This is a genomic window from Streptomyces sp. NPDC086766 (assembly GCF_044746005.1).
Classification (GTDB): Bacteria; Actinomycetota; Actinomycetes; order Streptomycetales; family Streptomycetaceae; genus Streptomyces.
Genome location: NZ_JBIVBI010000032.1, coordinates 1 through 16,925, shown reverse-complemented (window position 1 = coordinate 16,925; position 16,925 = coordinate 1). Strand labels below are relative to the sequence as shown.

The following is a 16,925-nucleotide window of genomic DNA, read 5'->3' as shown; positions in this document are numbered from 1 at the left end:
CTGGCACGGCACCCCGGAACCGCAGCAGGCCCTCGAACTCGTGCCCGACCTGCGCCTGCCGGCACACATCGGGGACATCGCCTACTACCCACCGAAGGTCACGTCTTGCCCGCCCTGCTGGTGTCCCGGCTGTGGGGAGAAGCCCGGGATCACGGCGTCGAACTGCGCTCTCCCGCAACGGTGACGGGCCTGTCCGAGGTAGCCGACGGTGTATGGATCGAACTGTCCGACACCATCGCCGAGGCCGACGCCGTAGTGATGGCCGCCGGGCCGCTGGACCGAGGCACTGAGCGCGTCGGCCGGCCACCGAATGCCGATGGCCGGCCCCGACGCCGCGGGCACCGCCACGGTCGGACGGCTCGGCTGCACCCACTCGCTCCCCACGTGGCTGGACCGCGTGCTGACCACACCGCGGCCCAACGTCCGCCCGGACGGCGCGGGCCGCCAGGAATCGCCCGGTTTCCGTGTGAACCGCTCTGACCACGACCGACTACCCACCGTTACAGCGGCCGATGAGGCGTTGCGGGCCTCGGTCGCGCTGGCCGGCGAGCGGCCCGCCAGAGAGATGAGATCGAATGCGCAGGCTTGCACCCGGACCGTGCATGTCAGGAGTTGCGGGGGGCTACCAGGCCGGATTCGTAGGCGAGGACGACGAGTTGCGCGCGGTCGCGGGCGTGGAGCTTGCCCATGGCCCGGTTGATGTGGGTTTTCGCGGTCAGCGGGCTGATCACCAAGCGGTCGGCGATCTCGTCGTTGGACAGGCCGTGCGCGACAAGTGCGACCGCCTCGCGTTCGCGGTTGGTCAGCTCTCCCAGTCCGGTGCCGGTGTGAGCGTGGAGCGGCTGGGTGACGTACCGGTGGATCAGCTTGCGGGTGATGGACGGTGCGAGCAGGGCGTCGCCGCGGGCGGCGACGCGTACGGCGTGCAGGAGGTCTTCGGGGACGATGTCCTTGACGAGGAATCCGGCGGCGCCGGCGCGCAAGGCGTTGAAGACGAATTCGTCCATGCCGTAGTTGGTCAAAATGACGACGTGCACCCGAGTCAGGGCCGGGTCGGCGGCGATGCGCCGGGTGGCCTCGATGCCGTCGATGATGGGCATCTGGATGTCGATGAGCACGATGTCGGGCAGGTGCTCCCTGGCCAGCGCCAGGCCCTCCTGTCCGTCGGCGGCCTCGGCCACCACCTCGATGTCGTCTTCTAGGTCAAGGAGCGCGCGGAATCCGCTGCGAATGAGCGGCTGGTCGTCGACCAGCAGGACGCGGATCATGACATCTGCTCCACGGGGAGTTCGGCCTGGACGGTGAAGCCGCGCTCGCTGCGCGGTTCGGCGCGCAGCCGGCCACCGAGAGCGGTGACACGTTCGCGCATCCCGAGCAGCCCGAGGCCGGGCGTCGGCGCGGTGTGCGGCGTGGCCTTGCCGTCGTCGTCGATGCGTATCGCGAGGGTGTCGGGCCGGTAGTCGATCCGGACCGACGCCGTGGCGGCCTCGGCGTGGCGGGCAATGTTGGTCAGCGCCTCCTGAACGATCCGGTAGGCGGTCCGGCCCACCACGGCCGGCACATCGTGCCGCTGTCCTTCGATGGTCAGAGTCGCCTTCAGGCCGGTGTTGCCGGCCCGCTCCACGAGCTCCGGGATGTGGTCGAGCCCGCGGGGCGGGGTGGCGTCGTCGTTGCGCAGAGCTTGCAGGGTCGTGCGCAGTTCGCGAGTCGCCTCACGTCCGGCTTCCTGGATCGCCAGTAGGGTCTCTGGCACCTGCTCGCCGCGCCGTCGGGCCAGGTGGACGGCGACTTCGGACTGCACCTTGATGATCGAGATCTGGTGAGTGAGCGAATCATGCAGTTCCCGTGCTATGTGCAGCCGTTCTTCATCGGCGCGGCGCAGCGCGGTCTCCTCCCGGGTGCGCTCGGCTTCGTCCGCCCGCCGCTCGGCCTGCCGCACAGCCTCCCCCGCGGCAAAGGCCGCGATCAGCCAAGCCACCTCCAGGGTGCCGCGGGCCTGCGCGAACGCCTCGCCCACGGGCCCGTCGTGGAAGGCCAGGGCCGTGAGGTGCAGAGCGACCAGCATGGTTATGGACGTCGCCACCGTGATGGCGCGGTGCCCGGCCCGCACCGCGGCGTATACCGCGACCAGGTACGAGACGGCGAGCACGTCGAAACCGGCCGCCAAATACCCCACCGCGCACAGGCCGGTGACGGCCAGGACAACAAGCGGAGCCCGGCGGCGCGCGGCCAGCGCCAGGCCACCGGCCGCCAGCAGCACGTAGCCGAGCAGATCGGGCCCCGTGCCGGGGTGCTCCCCGGACCGCCCGGTGCCCAGCAGCAGCGCCGCCACCCCGGCAGCGACCGCCCAGTCAGTGACACTGGCCAGGACACGGATCCGTCCTTTGTCCATGTGCGCACGTTAGCCGGATGTCTCTGAGGGCGAATCCTGCTCGTGGATGAGCGGACGCCTACCGCACACGCGGTACCTGCGCGGCGCCTGCAGCATCGGCGGTATTCAAAGTGTCCGCGTCTGCCGGACGACCGGCGATGGGTCTGTCGGACATGCTCAGGCCAACCAGTCGCAGGAGGATGAGGAGGACCTCATGTCCGTCGGATTTACGCTTGCCGCACCGGCGGCCGCGCACGCCTTGGCCCAGTCGGGGGAGGTCGGTGCATACACGCTGACCGCCGCGCGATTCTGGGCCACCTCGGCCGCGCTGCTGGCGCTGGTCGGCGTGGTCATCGGTGGGCTGGCGCTGGCCCGTTCCGGCCGTCGTATCGGCAACGGTGGGGAAAACGGGGCTGTCGTGGCCCTGGTATCGGGGCTGATCGCGGTGGTCGGCGGCGCGGTCAATCTGGCCGTCGCCGACGGTGGTCCCGGCACCGGCAACGGAGTAGTCGGTGGCGCCGTGGCCCTGGTGCTGGGGCTGATCGCCATGGCCCTCGGTGGGCTGGCTCGGGCCCGCTCGCGCCGCACTGCCGCAAACCGGTGTGGGGCGTCCGGGGCGTAGCGGACCACGACGGGCGGCCCCCACGTGGAAGTTGCTGTCGGACGACGCTGAAGCGTCGCCTTGAGGTACGGAACGGCGAGGAAGGTGCCCACTCCGTCACCGTGAATGAGGCGTTGCCCGCCCGCTACCTGGCCAACTTCGAGGAACCGGGTGAGCAGGTCAAGCAGGTCGTCATGCGGTCCTCGACCTGAGGACCCGGCGTCGTGCGGAAGGGAGGGGCGCCCACCCCAGCGGATGCCCATCTCGCTCCGAAGGCGGGCGCGTTCGCAGGTGGGCTGGCGAGTTGCGTGCTGCCCGGAGGTCAAGTGGACGACACCTGATAGTTGAACGCGTTCAAGAATGATGGGAGCATCCTGGTGGGGGCGGGAGGGTGGGAAGGGGCGACAAGTCGGTGCGTCAGGTAGGCAGACCGAAGGGGAGGCCCCCCGTCAGCGGGCCCTTCGCGGCGTCCTTGTGGTGGGCGGCGCTGGTCATTGTCAGCCCGTGGATCCCTCGCGCGCTGGACGTGACAGACCTGTCGGGCGTTAGCGTCGTGCTGAGTATGCTGGCTTTCGGCTCTGTCCCGTCTCTCTTGTTGGGGATTCGTCTCGGGCGTGCACGCGCCTGCGAGGTGCTGGGAGTGTGCGCCGCCCTGGGGCCGTGGCTCTGGATTCTCGACTTCGAGGTCTTCGGTGACCCGAGTGTTCACTCGCCCTACTGGGAAGAGATCGTCGTCCCAGGGATTTTCGCCGCTTGCCTCGTAGTGGCCCCTCTTGCGGGAGGGGCGTTTGCGGGTTGGTGTTGCAGGCAATTCCGACCGATCGGATGAGAGACTCCGGGACCGCACCGTACACCTCCACGCCGCCCCACCCGGAAGTGACGAAACCTCTATCGGCTTCCGAGCGCACGCGCCACGGAAAGAGCGGGGTTGAACCGAACGTGGGCGCTGCGCCGCTATCGAACGGATATGCGGTGAAGTGCCGTCGTGTCCAGACGCTATCCGGCCCGATGTCAGGCTACATTTGCCGGGTATAGCGAATTGGGCGTATGCGGAGCTATTGCCGTGCATCTATCCGGATTAGCCGGTCGCAGGGGTATTCCGAGGGAGCGGGTAAGGGAGTCAGTGCCGTGTCGATCTCTCGTCGCGATGCCCTCAAACTGAGTGGCGTGTCCCTGTTCGCCGGCGGTGCTGCCGGTGTGGTCGCCGCCTGCGGCTCCCAGCTGCCCTCCGGTGAGACCGCTTTCTCAGGAAAGGCGGATTACACGGTGCGGATCGCGACCGGGCGGGTCGAGCTTGCGCCGGACGCGATCGTGTCCACCACGACATACAACGGACAGTTCCCCGGCCCCCTGCTTCGGTTCACCGAAGGACGCCCAGTCGTGGTCGACGTCCACAACGACACCGGCATCCCTGAACTGCTCCACTGGCATGGCCAGCGAATTCCCGCCCATGTGGACGGGGTTGCAGAGGAGGGCACCCCGTACATCCCCGCCCACGGGACGCGGCGCTTGTCGTTCACGCCCGGACCGGCCGGTTTCCGCTTCTACCACACCCATGTGGCAGCACATGGTGACCTGACCCGGAGCACGTACACCGGTCAAGCGGGTCCGGTCTACATCGAGCCGAAAGCCAACCCCGGGGCCTACGACCAGGAGGTCTTCCTGACGCTGAAGGAGTTCGAGCCCTCCCTCAGCCACGGCGGGGACATGGCCCAGAACTTCCTGCCCGCCTCCGAGATGCCGGACCTGAAGCGCAGGGGCGAGAAGGCAATGGCCGACTCACTGGCCCGCGGTATGCCGCACGGCTACGAGGTCAGCTACCGCGTCTTCAGCATCAACGGGCGCAAACTGGGCCACGGACAGCCGATCAAGGTCAAGACCGGGCAGCGTGTGCTGTTCCACGTCCTCAACGCCAGCGCCACCGAGATCCGCAGCTTGGCCCTCCCCGGCCACACCTTCAAAGTGGTCGCCCTCGACGGCAACCCGGTACCCCGCCCCGCCGACGTCCCGGTGCTGTGGATCGGTACCGCCGAACGCGTCTCCGCTCTGGTGGATATGAACCATCCCGGGGTGTGGATCCTGGGGGACCGGGCCGACGACGACCGGAAGAACGGCATGGGCATCGTGGTGGAGTACGCCGGCCGCACCGGGTCCCCGCAGTGGAGCGAACCACCCGAGCACACCTGGGACTACCGCACCTTCGCCCGCGCCGGTGCCATCGTCCGGCAGCCCGACCGTACCTTCGACCTGCTGGTGGAGAAGCGCAACGCCGCCGACAAGGGGTTCAACGTCTGGACTCTCAACGGGGTGCCCTTCTCCATGGAGAGCGACAAGCCGGTGCTGGATGTCGAACTCGGCAAGCGGTACCGGATGCGGTTCCGCAACGCCACCGACGACATCCACCCCCTCCACCTGCACCGCCACACCTTCGAAGTCACCCACATCGCCGGCACCCCGATTCACGGCCTGAACAAGGACGTCGTCATGCTCGGCGGCTACCAGGCCCTAGACTTCGACTTCACCGCCGACCAGCCGGGACTGTCCCTGCTCCACTGCCACCAGCAGCTTCACATGGACTACGGATTCATGATCCTTCTGCGCTGCTCCTGAACAATCCCGTCGACGCAGGGAAGCCGGCGTCGGGCGAACGGAACTGCTTGCCGGATACCGGCGTCCTGCACCGCGGGCAGCCAATGGCTCGGGACGCAAGGTCGCGGACCGGATCTGTGTCGGATCATCCAGTCGTGTGCCACCCAGGCCATCCTGACCTCGTCCGGTTGATCGGCGACGGTTCCGTGGCTGTGTACGGTGGGAACCGAGCCCTCGTCGCCCAGCGCAACAGCGGCGGCCCCGTCAAGGTGTACGCCCAGGTCCGCGCGCCGCTGGACCGGCACGAACCAGGACCTGGCCGACGACGGGGCCATGCGATCGAGCCTGCTGGCCCTGTTCGTCTTCCTCCACCGCGAAGGCTGCATCCCCACCGCCCGCGAGACCATCCGTGTCGACGGCGACACCATCAAGATCGGCGCCTGGCTCACCAAAACCCGCACCAAGCACCGCTCCGGCCGGCTCCCCGCTGAGCAAGCACACCTGATCGCCACCTTTTTCGACGGGGACTGGACGGACGAGGGCGCCGCTCCTGCGGCTGTCGCCCCTCAAGCGCGGTAACGGCTGTTACCATGCTGGTATGGCCAAGACACAACTGGGCGCACGCGTGGATGAGGACGTCGCGGAACTCGCCAAGAAGCGCGCCGCCGACCTGGGACTGAGCATCGGGGACTACCTCGCCAGGCTGGTGCAGGACGATGCCAGCGGCCTGCGCGCCCGAGCAGTGGAAGCGGCCGCCCGCTTCCTGGCCGAACACCAGGCGGTCTTCGACGAGGCCGAACAAGCCCAGCACACGCCCCGGGGAGCGCGCGCGGCCTGATGGATCTGAACATCGACATTCCCTGGATCCTGCAGGTCGCCGAGGCCGCCGGGGCGAACGATCCGGCCCCCGACGACTACGGCGTCCCGGTCTCGGCGGTCGCCCGCCACCGGGCCGAGCTGTTCGAGCAGCCCGTCTACGACGGCCCCTACGCCAAGGCCGCCGCCCTGGTCCACACACTGGGCCGGTGCCGCTGGCTGGAGCGCTCCAACCTGGCCGTCGCCGCCGCGTCCGGCGTCATGTACCTCGAGGCAGCCGGAATCACGGTCAAACCCGCCCGCGAGGACGCCATTGCCCTCAAGGACCTGCTCCTGGACCCGGCCTGCACCGCCGGGAAGATCGCCGCCCTGCTGCGGGCCTGGCCCACCACTACCTGAAACGACTCGTGGCCGGCCCCGCATACTGGGCCGGGCCTCGCTGTGGCAGGACACCAATCACCGGGGGAAGCGCAGATGCATGTGGGCTCGGTGCTCGGCGGCATGGGCCGGGTGGCGGCTGGGGTGGGCCGGGTCCTGTGGGAGGCGATGACCGCGCCGACCACGGGCACGGAGGATGACGCCCGGGACGAGATCGGCAGGCTCGCGGAGAAGATCGAGGACGAGGTCCCGGAGGAGCTGCGGGACCGGGCGTGGGGTCTGGTCCTGAAGGCGCTGTACGAGGTCCCCCGCGAGATCGAGCAGTTGGTGGAGGAACACCTGGAGTCGGACGACGAATAGGCCGAAGAGCCGCCGGTCTAGCAGTGAAGCTGGGCCGTCTTGAAGTGGCGGGTCAGGGTGCTGGTGTGCCCCCGTTTCGAGGTGCTCGTGCTGGTCGCGGGCGGCAGTCTGGGGTGTAGATCGTCTGGCAGGGCGGTTCGGCCGATGAGTTCACCGTCCTCGAACGGTCTGTCCATCGCCACGACCGTTCACGACAGGAGTGCCATGTCCACCATCCAGCCAGTGATCATCACTGCCGACCTGGACGTCCTGCTCGGCTTCTATACGAGATTGTTCGGCGCCGAGGAGATCTTCCGGGTGCCGGCGGAAGGCCCGGCGTTCTATCTCGGTTTGCGTATCGGTGACACCGACCTCGGGGTGGTGGCCAAGACGGACCTGGGGACCGGGGCGGCACCGCGGATCCTGCTCAGTATCGGTGTCGACGACGTCGACGAGACGCTCGGCCGGGTGGAGGCGCTGGGCGGCTCGGTCCGCAGCGGCCCCAACGACATGCCGTGGGGACAGCGCGTCGCCCACATCCAGGACCCCGACGGCAACCCGGTGAACCTCACCCAGCCGATCCCGGCTCAGTGACGCTGTTCCGGGTGTCTGTGCTGGTCGGGGACTGCCTGCGGTACTCGACAGGACCGTCCACGGACGACAGGAAAGCTGGGAGGACTCACCGGCAGGCTGACCGCAGCCGTACGACACCCTCGGTCAGCAGTTCCACAAGTGAGCGTGATGCGTCCGTGTCGGGGCTGGGGGAGTGGGTCGGGTGGCCGCTGACGAGCGCGCCCGCCCGACTCCCGAGCATCCAGGTCGTCCAGATCAGCGGCCTGGGCGTCACCGTGTCTGCCTGCGCAACCGTGGTATCCGCTGCACGATCCGGCACAGCGCGACCAGATCACCAGCGGCAGTAAATCATCGGTCGGTTATCAGCAGCGTGTTCCCGTCCGGATCGTGGAGGGTGAAGAAGAGGCAGATCTCGGGTGCGCCTTCGATCGCGCTGGTCTCGCAGCCGAGCTTGTGCAGGTCCGACCGCGTCCGGCTGAGGTCGGCCACAGCGAAGTTGCATGTCGCCCAGGCCAGCCCCGGCTTGGCCTGAATGCCGCTGGCTGGTCCCAGCAACGTCAGCGACATTGAGCCGGGACTCCCGCCCGCGTGGAGGACGGCACTCCGCTCGTCGACCGAGTGGACGCGAAGGCCAAGACTGCGGCTGTACCAGCGGGCGGAGACCGCCGGGTCGGCGACGGGAATGAATGCGGTGGTGATCTGTACCGAGTCCATGTCTGCACCGTATTCCCGCCCACCGACAACGGCCCCTGATCTGTCTAGTGAGGCAGGCTTGGACGATGCCGTGGGCGCGGGCTGCGGTCAGGTCGTGGGTGCGGCCCGGCGTCGCACGGGAGAACCAGAGGGGTGGGGTGTGTCGTCGGGACGGGCGATGACCTGCACGTTCATACCGTGCTTGCGGTGCTTCATGGAGTAGTACGGCTCATCCGCGCGGATCCGGTCGATGGGGATCAGAGTGCCGTCAACGATGATGTGGTCGCCTTCCGAGGCCGGTGAGGGCTTCGTGGAGGCCGGGCGCCCAGGAGCCCAGAACGTCGAGGGTCTCATCGACGTATCGCCAGGCGGTGGCCTGGGATATCCCGAACCCGGCTCCGAGCTGCGAGAACGTCTCGTTCTTGCGCAGGTGAACCAGCGTGAGAAGCGCCTGCTTGAAGCAACCGAGCTTGCGCCAGCGGACGTTGCGGGCCCGGCGGTGCCCATATGGCAGGAGACGGAACCAACAGGGCCCCTTCGGTCGCCAGCGTGTTGAGTGGAATCACCACGCTGGCGACCAGGGGCCCTGCCTCGTCACCACATCTGCTGACCAGCCCATTTCACCCTCCAGCACAGGATGAAAGAGGCTCACTGAGCCTCTTTCATCCTGAATAGTCACAGGTCAGCAGCGTGTGGACGGCCTGGATGATGGTGCCGATGCGGCGGGTGGAGCATCTGGCTCGCCGGAGTAGCCGCCAGGACTTCAACTGGGCGAAGGCCCGTTCTCCCGGAGCTCTCAGCCGGGTGTGGTCCCGGTTGAACTGCTGGTAGTGCTTGGGCTGTTCGTGGTGGTTGTACTACGTTCGGAAGGTGGTGCCGGCGCCCTGGTAGGCGCGGTCGGCGAGGACGAGGATCTGTCTGGTGAGGCAGGCTTGGACGATGCCGTGGGCGCGGGCTGCGGTCAGGTCGTGGGTGCGGCCCGGGGTCGCACGGGAGAACCAGAGGGGTGTGCCGTCGGGACGGGCGATGACCTGCACGTTCATGCCGTGCTTGCGGTGTTTCATGGAGTAGTACGGCTCATCCGCGCGGATCCGGTCGATGGGGATCAGAGTGCCGTCAACGATGATGTGGTCGCCTTCACCGAGGCCGGTGAGGGCTTCGTGGAGGCCGGGCGCCCAGGAGCTCAGAACGTCGAGGGTCTCATCGACGTATCGCCAGGCGGTGGCCTGGGATATGCCGAACCCGGCTCCGAGCTGCGAGAACGTCTCGTTCTTGCGCAGGTGAACCAGCGTGAGAAGCGCCTGCTTGAAGCAACCGAGCTTGCGCCAGCGGACGTTGCGGGCCCGGCGGTGCTCATACAGCAACCAGGAAACGTGCTCGACCAGCTCATACGGGACATCGAGCATGGCAGGAGACGGAACCAACAGGGCCCCTTCAGTCGCCAGCGTGTTGAGTGGAATCACCACGCCAACGACCAGGGGCCCTGCCTCGTCACCACACCTGCTAACCAGCCCATTTCACCCTCCAGCACAGGATGAAAGAGGCTCACTGAGCTTCTTCAGCGTTGCCGCTCCGGAGTGAGGACTGCTTGGGCGATTGACGTCATGCGGTGTGGACTGCATCGAGATCCGCGGAAGATCCGCCAGGACTTCAGGCGGGCGACGCCGCGTTCGACCGGTGCCCGTACCGCGGCCAGGGCACAGTTGACGGTCTTCTGGGTGGGGGTGAGTTCCCGCCGGGGCTTACGTTTGATGCCCGTGGTCAGCCAGGGGCCGCCGCCCTTGCGGGCGGCGGCCCCACTCTGCTCAACCGGTCAAAGTGCCCTGGTGGAAGTACATCCGCCAGCCCGTCTCCGTCAGACGCCACAAAGAGCTCCGCCATGCCCGACGGCCCTGGTTGTCGGCGAAGTAGGTCAGGTGAACGACGCCCGGAGCAAGTACGACGCCGGACATTTCGCTGACGTTGACCGGAGACTCCGGGGACACCGAGCCGCCGCTCGTCACCGTGAGGATCGACTCCACGTCCCACCGGCGTCCGGAAGCCCCGATCTCGGTGAACTCCGGGTCGAGAAGCTCCAGGACACGGGCCGGGGAAGCACGCACCTCGGGATCGAGAAGCTCCATCTCACCGTCGATGGCCGCCTGCACGGCCCGCGCACTCTCATCCGTCATGCAGGAACCCTACGGACGCTGCCTGCCAAGGCACAGCGAATTGATCACCCGACGCAGCGATGGCACGGCGATGCCGTCAAAACTCGCGAACACCTCTCGACGGAGTGATCACCAACTGCCTCCGGAACTCATGCACAAGTGCCGCCAAACGTGAACGGAGCCATACAGCAGGTGCGCTCTGCATGGATCAGGTATGGGTGGTGCTCATCGGTTCCGTAGCAGCCGGCATCGTCGCCCTCGGCGAAGTCTGTATCGGGTTTGTCGGCGGCTGGTTTCAGAGCGCAAACTACCGCCGCTTCATGGGCTGGGACATGCCCTGGTACTCCGTACCCGCCGAGTCACGCGAACCGCTCCTCGCCGGCCGCCACTTCGGAATGAAGGCGAGCTACCTGCGCGACGGGGACCGCGTCTACGAGACGTACTGGACCACAGGCCGCGGCGTCGAACCCATGGCGCCCTCCTACGGCATCCTCGACATGACCGTCCACGGACGGCAGGAAACCTGGGAGGACTCCCCGCCAGGCTGGCCGCAGCCGTACGAAACCCTCGGTCAGCAGTTCCGCAAGGACGGACGGCCGACCCCGCAATGGGCACGGATCACCGCAGGCCACGACGACGACCTCCACAGCGGACAGCCCATCACGGACGGCTCAGGCTGCTGCTCCTGAACGTGAACCCGATGGCGGCCTCGGCATCATGGTCGAGGCCCGGTATTCCTGCGGACCCGCCAAACCCGGTTACGGTGTGCGTGCTTCAACCGGCCACGTCCCAGCAAGCCTAAAGAGGCCCCGTCTGCGCCAGAAGCGCAGATGGAGGCCCTTTCGATGTGACGCACTGACGGTTCTCCGTGTCGCCGACATCTCCGGGCTTTGGCAGGCGCAGAACTCGGTGACATGGGCCTCTCTTCCGTTCCGCCTCCGCCGCCCTTTTCAGGGTTGGGTCGCGGGTGGTGTCCAGGCTGCTTCGGCTGCCTGTGCCGTGGGGTGAGCGGGGAAGACTTGGTCCAGCCCGACGATGCTGAAGACGCGGATCAGGTGGCCGGGGACTGCAGCCAGCGCAATGCCTGCCTGGACGGCGAGAGCGTGGTTGCGAGCGGCGAGCAGGGCGGTGAGGCCGCTTGAGTCGCAGAAGGTGATGCCGGCCAGGTCGATGACCAGTTGCTGGCCTGCCTGCAGGATCAGTGCGGGCAGCAGTTCGCGTACCTGGGAGCAACTGTCGTAGTCGAGTTCTCCGGTCAGTTCCATGACCGGCCCGGCGGCAGTGGTTCGGGTGTGCACGGTGAGCTGAGTCACGGCTGCTCTTCACTGGTGGGTCGGGGCACGTTGATGGCGAGGACGGCGGTGTCGTCGTCGACGCCGGTACCGAAGGTGTCGAGCAGGGCACGGATCGCGGCGATGGCGTTGGAGGCGGTGGTGGGCGCCAGGGCCTGGGCGAAGCCGAGGAGGGCTTCGTCTCCGTAGCGGCCGTCGTCGCTGTTAGAAGCCGTGTGGGCTTCGGTAAGGCCGTCGGTGTGAAGCAGTAGGGTGTCGCCGGCCTCGAGGCGGATGGTGGTGGTGGCGATGTGGGCCTCGGGCAGGACGCCGAGGAGCTGTCCGCCGGGGGTGGGAAGGAAGCCGGCGCTTCCGTCAGCCCGCAGGAGCAGCGCCGGGGGATGGCCGCCGCTGGCCAGGGTGATACGGAAGCCGCCTTGATCGGCGTCGGGGGTGAGCAGTCCGAAGATAACGGTGCAAAACCGCGGATCGTGCCCGTTGTATTCGTGATGGAGGACGGTGTTGAGGTTCCTCAGGACGGCGGCCGGGTCCGGGTCGTAGACGGCGGCGGCACGCAGGGTGTAACGGGCCAGTGAGGTGATAGCCGCGGCGGCGGCGCCCTTGCCGCATACGTCGCCCAGGAACAGTCCCCACGTCCCGGCGGCGAGAGGGAAGAGGTCGTAGAAGTCGCCGCCGACTTTGTCGGTGGAGGCAATGTGGTAGTACGCGGCCACGTCCAGTCCAGGCACATTCACCAGGGTCGGGGGCAGCAGTGTTCGCTGCAGGGTGGCGTTCAGGCGCTTGAGTTCTTCGCGTTCGCGTTCTGCTTGCTTTTGGGTGCGCAGCAGTTCGGTCTCGTAGGCGCGGCGGTCGTGGGCGTCGAAGACGGAGGTGCGGATCAGCAGCGGCTGCCCGTCGTTGCCGGTCTTGACCGTAGAGGTCACCAGCACAGGCAGACGGCTGGCATCGGCCGCTTTGAGTTCCAGGGCGATCCCGCCGATCTTGCCCTGCATGCGCAGCAGCGGGCCGAAGTGGGTCTCGTGGTAGAGCCGGCCCCCTGCGGTCAGCAGGTCGGAGAAGGTCTTGCGGCCTACCAGGTCGTCGCGTGTGTAACCGAGCCAGTCCAGAAGTGTCGTGTTGACCTTTGCGATCGTGCCGTCAAGCAGGGTGGAGAGGTAGCCGCACGGCGCGTGCTCGTACAGATCCTCGGCGCTGTCCTCCAACTGCGCGCAGAACGCCGTGTGATCGTCACCGGGTTGTTCCTCGGGTAGCGGGTGCTCGCCGTTCTCGCCACCGCCCGACGTACACATCATCGCGCGGTCTTGACGAAGTCGGTGATCGCGGCAGCTGTTTCCTCTGGCGCGGCGAGCTGGGGGCAGTGTCCGGTCGCGTTCAGGGTGACCAGCCGGCTGCCGGGAATCCGTGACTGCACGAACGCTCCGACTTCGGGGGGTGCTATCGCATCGCGGGAACACTGCGCGACCAAGGTGGGCACGCCCACCTTGGCGAGATCTTCGCGGTTGTCGGACAGGAACGTCACCCGTGCGAAGACGCGGGCGATGGCCGGATCGGTGCGGCAGAAGCTATTGGTCAGCTCGTCACCCAGCTCCGGACGCTCGGGATTGCCCATGATCATCGGGGCCATGGCGCCCGACCATCCCAGATAATTCGCATCCAGTGATTCCAGGAGATCATCGATGTCCTCGGCGCTGAACCCGCCGCGATAGCCGACGGCCGGATCGTCGACGAAACACGGCGACGGAGCGAGCAGCACCAGACCGGCGAACGCCTCCGGCTCCTGTGCCGCGGCCAGAACGCCCATCATCGCGCTCACCGAGTGCCCTACAAACGTCACCGGGCCGAGCGCCAGCTCACGGCATATCTCCAGCACGTCCTCGCTATAGCCGTCCAGCGTGGAATAGCGCTCCCTGCTCCACGCCGACAGATCGGAGCGCCCCGCTCCCACGTGGTCGAACAGCACCACCGTGAAGTCGCGTGCCAGGAGCGGCACCACCAGCCGCCACAGGTTCTGGTCGCACCCAAACCCATGCGCAAGCATGACGACCGGCCCCCCGGAACGGCCGGACACCGTCACATGATTCTTGCGCCGCACAGTCATGCCCTCCATCCTCGCAGACCGCGTCCTTAACAGCCGCAACCGTGTCCGGCCGCACACTCTGCGTCGCCGCGAGCGCAACCGCCTCGCGCCTGACCGACACTCAAGGCCCGCGGCGATGGGGACGGACTGGCAGGCGCGCCGAAGACCGTCGTGCACGGGGGAGTCTCGCGCGCCCGCGCCTCCAGCCGTGGCCTGGAAGCGGGCCATGTCGACGTTCTCGTGCAGGCGGTGGTTCTCCCGCCGCAGCGCGGCCAGGGGCAGCCGACAAATGCCGAGCATCAACTACTGAGCCAAAGCGTGATAAGTGTCACCAAGGCAGGTGTGTTGTCACCAGAGGCGCTGGTCCGAGGGGCGCCGTCGGGGAGGCTCACCGGCGCCGTCGCCCCCTGCGGTGCCGCCGTGAATCGTGGCGACCAGCGGAGCGCCGAAGCCCTACTCGGGGGAAGTCGGTTTCGTTGGCTGCCCCCTGCTCGTGCTGGCTCTGTCGCGCCGACAGCGATCGTTCTGCACGCCCTACATCGGGCGGGCGTGCTTGTGGTGGCAGTGTGATCGCACCAGAATTTCGGTGGTACGAAATGGCATATCGAGGCGGGGGAGGCATGAGGCGTGGAGGATCAGCTCCTCGGGGGCCGTTACCGGCTGGTGCGGCACCTCGGCGAGGGCGGTGTGGGGCAGTGCTGGGAGGTGCGGGACGAAACCTTGGACCGGAGTGTCGCGTTCAAGATCATTTCTGGCGCCCCCGCTCCGGTCATGGCGGGGTCGACCAGGACCGATGCGGGGCACCCGGATCGCTTCCAGGACCGTCTCGAACTGCGGCGAAGCGTAAGCGTCAAGAAATGTCGATGCACGGTCAGCTGGTTGTCAGCTGCCACCTGATTTCTCCGTCGCGCCACTGGTTGGTGGGAGTGAGCCCGGCTGCGGTGGCGACGGCGGCGGATGCCTTGTGGTCCGGGTGGATGTGGGCGGTGACCGTGAGCACGGCGTGTTCCCGGAGCCAGGCGACGAGGCCTTGGGCTGCCTCGGTGGCGATGCCGCGCCGCTGCCATGGAGTTCCCACCACCCAGGCGATCTCCGCGGCGGCTTTGTGACCGTCGGCTGTGATCGTCGCCTGGAGCGTGCCCGTCAGGCAGGCCGCGTCGCGGAGCTGGATCACCCAGTTGCACCAGGCCTGTGAGGGGTCGGGCGAGCCGTCGGCCCAGCGTTCGTAGCGGGCGCGCAGGGTCTGGGCGCTCTCCGGAGCGCCTCCGATGAAGGCGTGCAGGTCGGGATCGGACAGCACCGTGGCCATCTCGTCGGCGTGGCCGACCTGCAAGGGAAGTAGAGACAGTCGGTCGGTGCGGATGGTTTCCGGCTTGAGAGTGGTCACTTTGCCTCCGGATGGGAACGTTCGACCAGCGTGCCTTGTTCGCAGCGGGCACCGGCCTGGACGAGGGCGACGAGTTAGGGTCCGTTCACCGCGCCACTAGTCTTATGCGGACTCGAGCGCCGCCATTGAGCCGGACGGCCACGGGATCGGACGGTCGCGCGGCGGCCTGGCCACCAAGTCGCACCTGGGGGTCGAGCAGGGGCAGAAACCCATGACCATCGTGGTCACCGCCGGGCAGCGGAGGTCCACCTCGCTGTCGAGCAGGGACAGAAGCTGTTGTCCGTGCTGATCACGGCCGGTCAGCGAGGTGATTCTCCGCAGTTCGAGTCGGTCCGGGGGGCGATTCGGGTGCCCCGGCTCGGTGCTGGGCGGCCCCGCAGGGGACCGGACCGTGTGCGGGCCGACAAAGCGTACGACTCCCGCAGCAATCGAGCCTACCTGCGAAGACGCAGGATCAATGCGACCATCCCGGTCCCTGCCGACGGGGTCCGCAACCGCCAGAAACTCGGCTCCCGAGGCGGTCGGCCGCCGAAGTTCGACAAGGCCGACTACCGCGAGCGCCATGCCGTCGAGTGCGGGATCAATCGCCTCAAGCGCCACCGGGCCGTGGCCACGAGGTACGACAAGCTCGCCGTCCGCTACGAGGCGACCGTGCTGGTCGCAGTCCTCAACGAAGGGCTGTGACCAGCACTTCCCAGTCAGAACCTAGGAGCGGATGTGCGTGCGGGCTTGCTCGATCCACCCCAACACGGACTTGGCACCGCAGCTCTCGGCGACCGACTGCGCCTCGTCAAGGTGGTGGAACGCCGCCGCCGGGTCGCCGGTTTCGGCCGCGAGGTAGGCCAGTGCTACCAGGCCGGCTGCTTCCCCGGGCCCGAATCCGATCTCACGGCGCAGTGTCACCGATTCGGTCAACCGCTCGCGGGCCTGATCGAAGCGGCCTGCATCCTTGTCGGTGAAGCCGAGATGCCGAATCGCATAGGACATCGTCATCCGGTCGTCGACGGATTTCGCCAGCGCGTACGACCGCTCGAAGTACGGCCTGCCAGCGACGCCGTCGCCCTTGACCACCTGGTGCCAGCAGCCGACCCAGAACAACGCGTCCGCCTCTCCCGACGCATCCCCCAGACGCTCGTACAACTCGGCCCCGCGCTCAAACAGCACCAGTTCCTGGGTGTTCTCTTCGCGGTCGTTCAGGAAGCGGACGTGCAGCACCTTGCCCCGCGCCATGGCAAGCGGCGCCTCGACCGAGTCCAGCACCTCATCCGACTGGTCCAGCGCGGACGTGTCCCCGCCGAACATCGCCGCTTCGAACAGCTCTCCCGCACGTTCGATCCAGTCCTGCCCTTGCATACCCCTACCCCTCCCCTTCGGACGATGACAGCGCCGAGGCCATCTCCGCACTCCCGGCGGAACGCGGGAATTGTGGGACGGCGGCTCTTGAACACCCCCAGTCGCCCGCAAGCTGGGAGTGCCAGCAGGCCGACTCCGGCCCGTCAGCACCTACAAGAAAGCCTGGCCTGGGTACTCGAACCAGTCGCCTACGGCTTTCGCAACAGACCCTAAAGGGTGTTGCAGAAGGCCATGAACTGGGCATCTCCGTTGTATGGCTGGGGTGTTGAGGGCCGAGCGGGTGTGGGTGGAGACGTTCACGGGCCT

18 protein-coding genes and 5 pseudogenes are annotated in these 16,925 nt (G+C 67.6%); 11 read left to right on the top strand and 12 right to left on the bottom strand.

Annotated features, from left to right (window positions below):
* Nucleotides 1-480 carry an FAD-dependent oxidoreductase gene (locus tag ACIPM1_RS32260; protein ID WP_402440702.1) on the top strand — a complete coding sequence of 160 codons (480 nt, stop codon included), beginning with the start codon at nt 1-3 and terminating at the stop codon, nt 478-480.
* Between the two features lie 125 nt (nt 481-605).
* On the opposite strand, the gene ACIPM1_RS32255 is transcribed toward ACIPM1_RS32260, so the two are convergent.
* A complete protein-coding gene (locus tag ACIPM1_RS32255; protein ID WP_402440677.1) occupies nt 606-1,268 on the bottom strand; it encodes a response regulator in 663 nt (220 codons plus the stop codon).
* A complete protein-coding gene (locus tag ACIPM1_RS32250) occupies nt 1,265-2,392 on the bottom strand; it encodes a sensor histidine kinase (protein WP_402440676.1) in 1,128 nt (375 codons plus the stop codon). Before ACIPM1_RS32250 ends, ACIPM1_RS32255 begins: the two co-directional genes overlap by 4 nt.
* A gap of 193 nt (nt 2,393-2,585) precedes the next feature.
* On the opposite strand from ACIPM1_RS32250, the gene ACIPM1_RS32245 reads away from it, so the two are divergent.
* The 8 genes and pseudogenes from ACIPM1_RS32245 (at nt 2,586) to ACIPM1_RS32210 (ending at nt 7,688) form a co-directional block, all read left to right on the top strand.
* Nucleotides 2,586-2,993, top strand: coding sequence for a DUF6223 family protein (locus ACIPM1_RS32245; RefSeq protein WP_402440674.1), 408 nt, complete (start codon nt 2,586-2,588; stop codon nt 2,991-2,993).
* Between the two features lie 1,146 nt (nt 2,994-4,139).
* A complete protein-coding gene (locus ACIPM1_RS32240) occupies nt 4,140-5,582 on the top strand; it encodes a multicopper oxidase family protein (RefSeq protein WP_402440672.1) in 1,443 nt (480 codons plus the stop codon).
* A 149-nt stretch (nt 5,583-5,731) separates the two neighbouring features.
* Nucleotides 5,732-5,921, top strand: a pseudogene (locus ACIPM1_RS32235) (FAD-dependent monooxygenase); the annotation flags it as partial.
* Nucleotides 5,895-6,140: a hypothetical protein gene (locus tag ACIPM1_RS32230; protein ID WP_402440706.1), complete on the top strand. Its 246-nt coding sequence runs from the start codon at nt 5,895-5,897 to the stop codon at nt 6,138-6,140. The pseudogene ACIPM1_RS32235 and the gene ACIPM1_RS32230, both read left to right, overlap by 27 nt.
* A 19-nt stretch (nt 6,141-6,159) precedes the next feature.
* Entirely contained in the window at nt 6,160-6,399 is a 240-nt protein-coding gene (locus ACIPM1_RS32225; protein WP_356187218.1) for a hypothetical protein, read from the top strand.
* On the top strand, nt 6,399-6,776 hold the full coding sequence (locus ACIPM1_RS32220) for a fic family toxin-antitoxin system, toxin component (RefSeq protein WP_356186967.1): 378 nt from the start codon (nt 6,399-6,401) through the stop codon (nt 6,774-6,776). The genes ACIPM1_RS32225 and ACIPM1_RS32220 overlap by 1 nt, the downstream gene beginning before the upstream one ends.
* A 75-nt stretch (nt 6,777-6,851) precedes the next feature.
* Entirely contained in the window at nt 6,852-7,115 is a 264-nt protein-coding gene (locus ACIPM1_RS32215) for a hypothetical protein (RefSeq protein WP_402440670.1), read from the top strand.
* Between the two features lie 204 nt (nt 7,116-7,319).
* Entirely contained in the window at nt 7,320-7,688 is a 369-nt protein-coding gene (locus ACIPM1_RS32210; RefSeq protein ID WP_402440669.1) for a VOC family protein, read from the top strand.
* Between the two features lie 327 nt (nt 7,689-8,015).
* Here the strand turns inward: ACIPM1_RS32210 and ACIPM1_RS32205 are convergent, their stop codons facing one another.
* The 5 genes and pseudogenes from ACIPM1_RS32205 to ACIPM1_RS32185 all read right to left on the bottom strand — a co-directional run bounded on the left by ACIPM1_RS32205 (nt 8,016) and on the right by ACIPM1_RS32185 (nt 10,531).
* Nucleotides 8,016-8,381, bottom strand: coding sequence for a VOC family protein (locus ACIPM1_RS32205; protein ID WP_402440667.1), 366 nt, complete (start codon nt 8,379-8,381; stop codon nt 8,016-8,018).
* A gap of 37 nt (nt 8,382-8,418) precedes the next feature.
* Nucleotides 8,419-8,929 (bottom strand): annotated as a pseudogene (locus ACIPM1_RS32200) (transposase family protein); the annotation flags it as partial.
* Between the two features lie 93 nt (nt 8,930-9,022).
* Nucleotides 9,023-9,826, bottom strand: a pseudogene (locus ACIPM1_RS32195) (transposase family protein).
* A 92-nt stretch (nt 9,827-9,918) separates the two neighbouring features.
* Nucleotides 9,919-10,149 (bottom strand): annotated as a pseudogene (locus tag ACIPM1_RS32190) (transposase family protein); the annotation flags it as partial.
* A 16-nt stretch (nt 10,150-10,165) separates the two neighbouring features.
* Complete coding sequence (locus ACIPM1_RS32185) at nt 10,166-10,531, bottom strand: DUF4440 domain-containing protein (protein ID WP_402440665.1); 366 nt, start codon at nt 10,529-10,531, stop codon at nt 10,166-10,168.
* A 182-nt stretch (nt 10,532-10,713) separates the two neighbouring features.
* Between ACIPM1_RS32185 and ACIPM1_RS32180 the strand changes: the two genes are divergently transcribed.
* Nucleotides 10,714-11,199 carry a DUF899 family protein gene (locus tag ACIPM1_RS32180; RefSeq protein ID WP_402440663.1) on the top strand — a complete coding sequence of 162 codons (486 nt, stop codon included), beginning with the start codon at nt 10,714-10,716 and terminating at the stop codon, nt 11,197-11,199.
* A gap of 261 nt (nt 11,200-11,460) precedes the next feature.
* Here the strand turns inward: ACIPM1_RS32180 and ACIPM1_RS32175 are convergent, their stop codons facing one another.
* From ACIPM1_RS32175 to ACIPM1_RS32160, 4 genes are all read right to left on the bottom strand, one after another.
* On the bottom strand, nt 11,461-11,823 hold the full coding sequence (locus ACIPM1_RS32175; RefSeq protein ID WP_402440661.1) for an STAS domain-containing protein: 363 nt from the start codon (nt 11,821-11,823) through the stop codon (nt 11,461-11,463).
* Nucleotides 11,820-13,091 carry a PP2C family protein-serine/threonine phosphatase gene (locus tag ACIPM1_RS32170; RefSeq protein WP_402440700.1) on the bottom strand — a complete coding sequence of 424 codons (1,272 nt, stop codon included), beginning with the start codon at nt 13,089-13,091 and terminating at the stop codon, nt 11,820-11,822. Before ACIPM1_RS32170 ends, ACIPM1_RS32175 begins: the two co-directional genes overlap by 4 nt.
* Complete coding sequence (locus ACIPM1_RS32165; RefSeq protein ID WP_402440659.1) at nt 13,091-13,900, bottom strand: alpha/beta fold hydrolase; 810 nt, start codon at nt 13,898-13,900, stop codon at nt 13,091-13,093. Before ACIPM1_RS32165 ends, ACIPM1_RS32170 begins: the two co-directional genes overlap by 1 nt.
* 850 nt (nt 13,901-14,750) lie before the next feature.
* Nucleotides 14,751-15,266 (bottom strand): GNAT family N-acetyltransferase, encoded by a 516-nt coding sequence (locus tag ACIPM1_RS32160; RefSeq protein WP_402440657.1) that lies wholly within the window; start codon nt 15,264-15,266, stop codon nt 14,751-14,753.
* A gap of 204 nt (nt 15,267-15,470) precedes the next feature.
* Here ACIPM1_RS32160 and ACIPM1_RS32155 point away from each other — a divergent pair.
* Nucleotides 15,471-15,950, top strand: a pseudogene (locus ACIPM1_RS32155) (transposase); the annotation flags it as partial.
* A gap of 21 nt (nt 15,951-15,971) precedes the next feature.
* Here ACIPM1_RS32155 and ACIPM1_RS32150 read toward each other — a convergent pair.
* Nucleotides 15,972-16,619: a tetratricopeptide repeat protein gene (locus ACIPM1_RS32150; protein WP_402440655.1), complete on the bottom strand. Its 648-nt coding sequence runs from the start codon at nt 16,617-16,619 to the stop codon at nt 15,972-15,974.
* Nucleotides 16,620-16,925 lie beyond the last annotated feature (306 nt).

Coding starts and splice junctions, on each gene's coding strand:
- ACIPM1_RS32255 (WP_402440677.1), bottom strand. CDS start 1,268: ATGATCCGCGTCCTGCTGGTCGACGACCAGCCGCTCATTCGCAGCGGA.
- ACIPM1_RS32250 (WP_402440676.1), bottom strand. CDS start 2,392: ATGGACAAAGGACGGATCCGTGTCCTGGCCAGTGTCACTGACTGGGCG.
- ACIPM1_RS32245 (WP_402440674.1), top strand. CDS start 2,586: ATGTCCGTCGGATTTACGCTTGCCGCACCGGCGGCCGCGCACGCCTTG.
- ACIPM1_RS32230 (WP_402440706.1), top strand. CDS start 5,895: ATGCGATCGAGCCTGCTGGCCCTGTTCGTCTTCCTCCACCGCGAAGGC.
- ACIPM1_RS32225 (WP_356187218.1), top strand. CDS start 6,160: ATGGCCAAGACACAACTGGGCGCACGCGTGGATGAGGACGTCGCGGAA.
- ACIPM1_RS32220 (WP_356186967.1), top strand. CDS start 6,399: ATGGATCTGAACATCGACATTCCCTGGATCCTGCAGGTCGCCGAGGCC.
- ACIPM1_RS32215 (WP_402440670.1), top strand. CDS start 6,852: ATGCATGTGGGCTCGGTGCTCGGCGGCATGGGCCGGGTGGCGGCTGGG.
- ACIPM1_RS32210 (WP_402440669.1), top strand. CDS start 7,320: ATGTCCACCATCCAGCCAGTGATCATCACTGCCGACCTGGACGTCCTG.
- ACIPM1_RS32205 (WP_402440667.1), bottom strand. CDS start 8,381: ATGGACTCGGTACAGATCACCACCGCATTCATTCCCGTCGCCGACCCG.
- ACIPM1_RS32185 (WP_402440665.1), bottom strand. CDS start 10,531: ATGACGGATGAGAGTGCGCGGGCCGTGCAGGCGGCCATCGACGGTGAG.
- ACIPM1_RS32180 (WP_402440663.1), top strand. CDS start 10,714: ATGGATCAGGTATGGGTGGTGCTCATCGGTTCCGTAGCAGCCGGCATC.
- ACIPM1_RS32170 (WP_402440700.1), bottom strand. CDS start 13,091: ATGTGTACGTCGGGCGGTGGCGAGAACGGCGAGCACCCGCTACCCGAG.
- ACIPM1_RS32165 (WP_402440659.1), bottom strand. CDS start 13,900: ATGACTGTGCGGCGCAAGAATCATGTGACGGTGTCCGGCCGTTCCGGG.
- ACIPM1_RS32150 (WP_402440655.1), bottom strand. CDS start 16,619: ATGCAAGGGCAGGACTGGATCGAACGTGCGGGAGAGCTGTTCGAAGCG.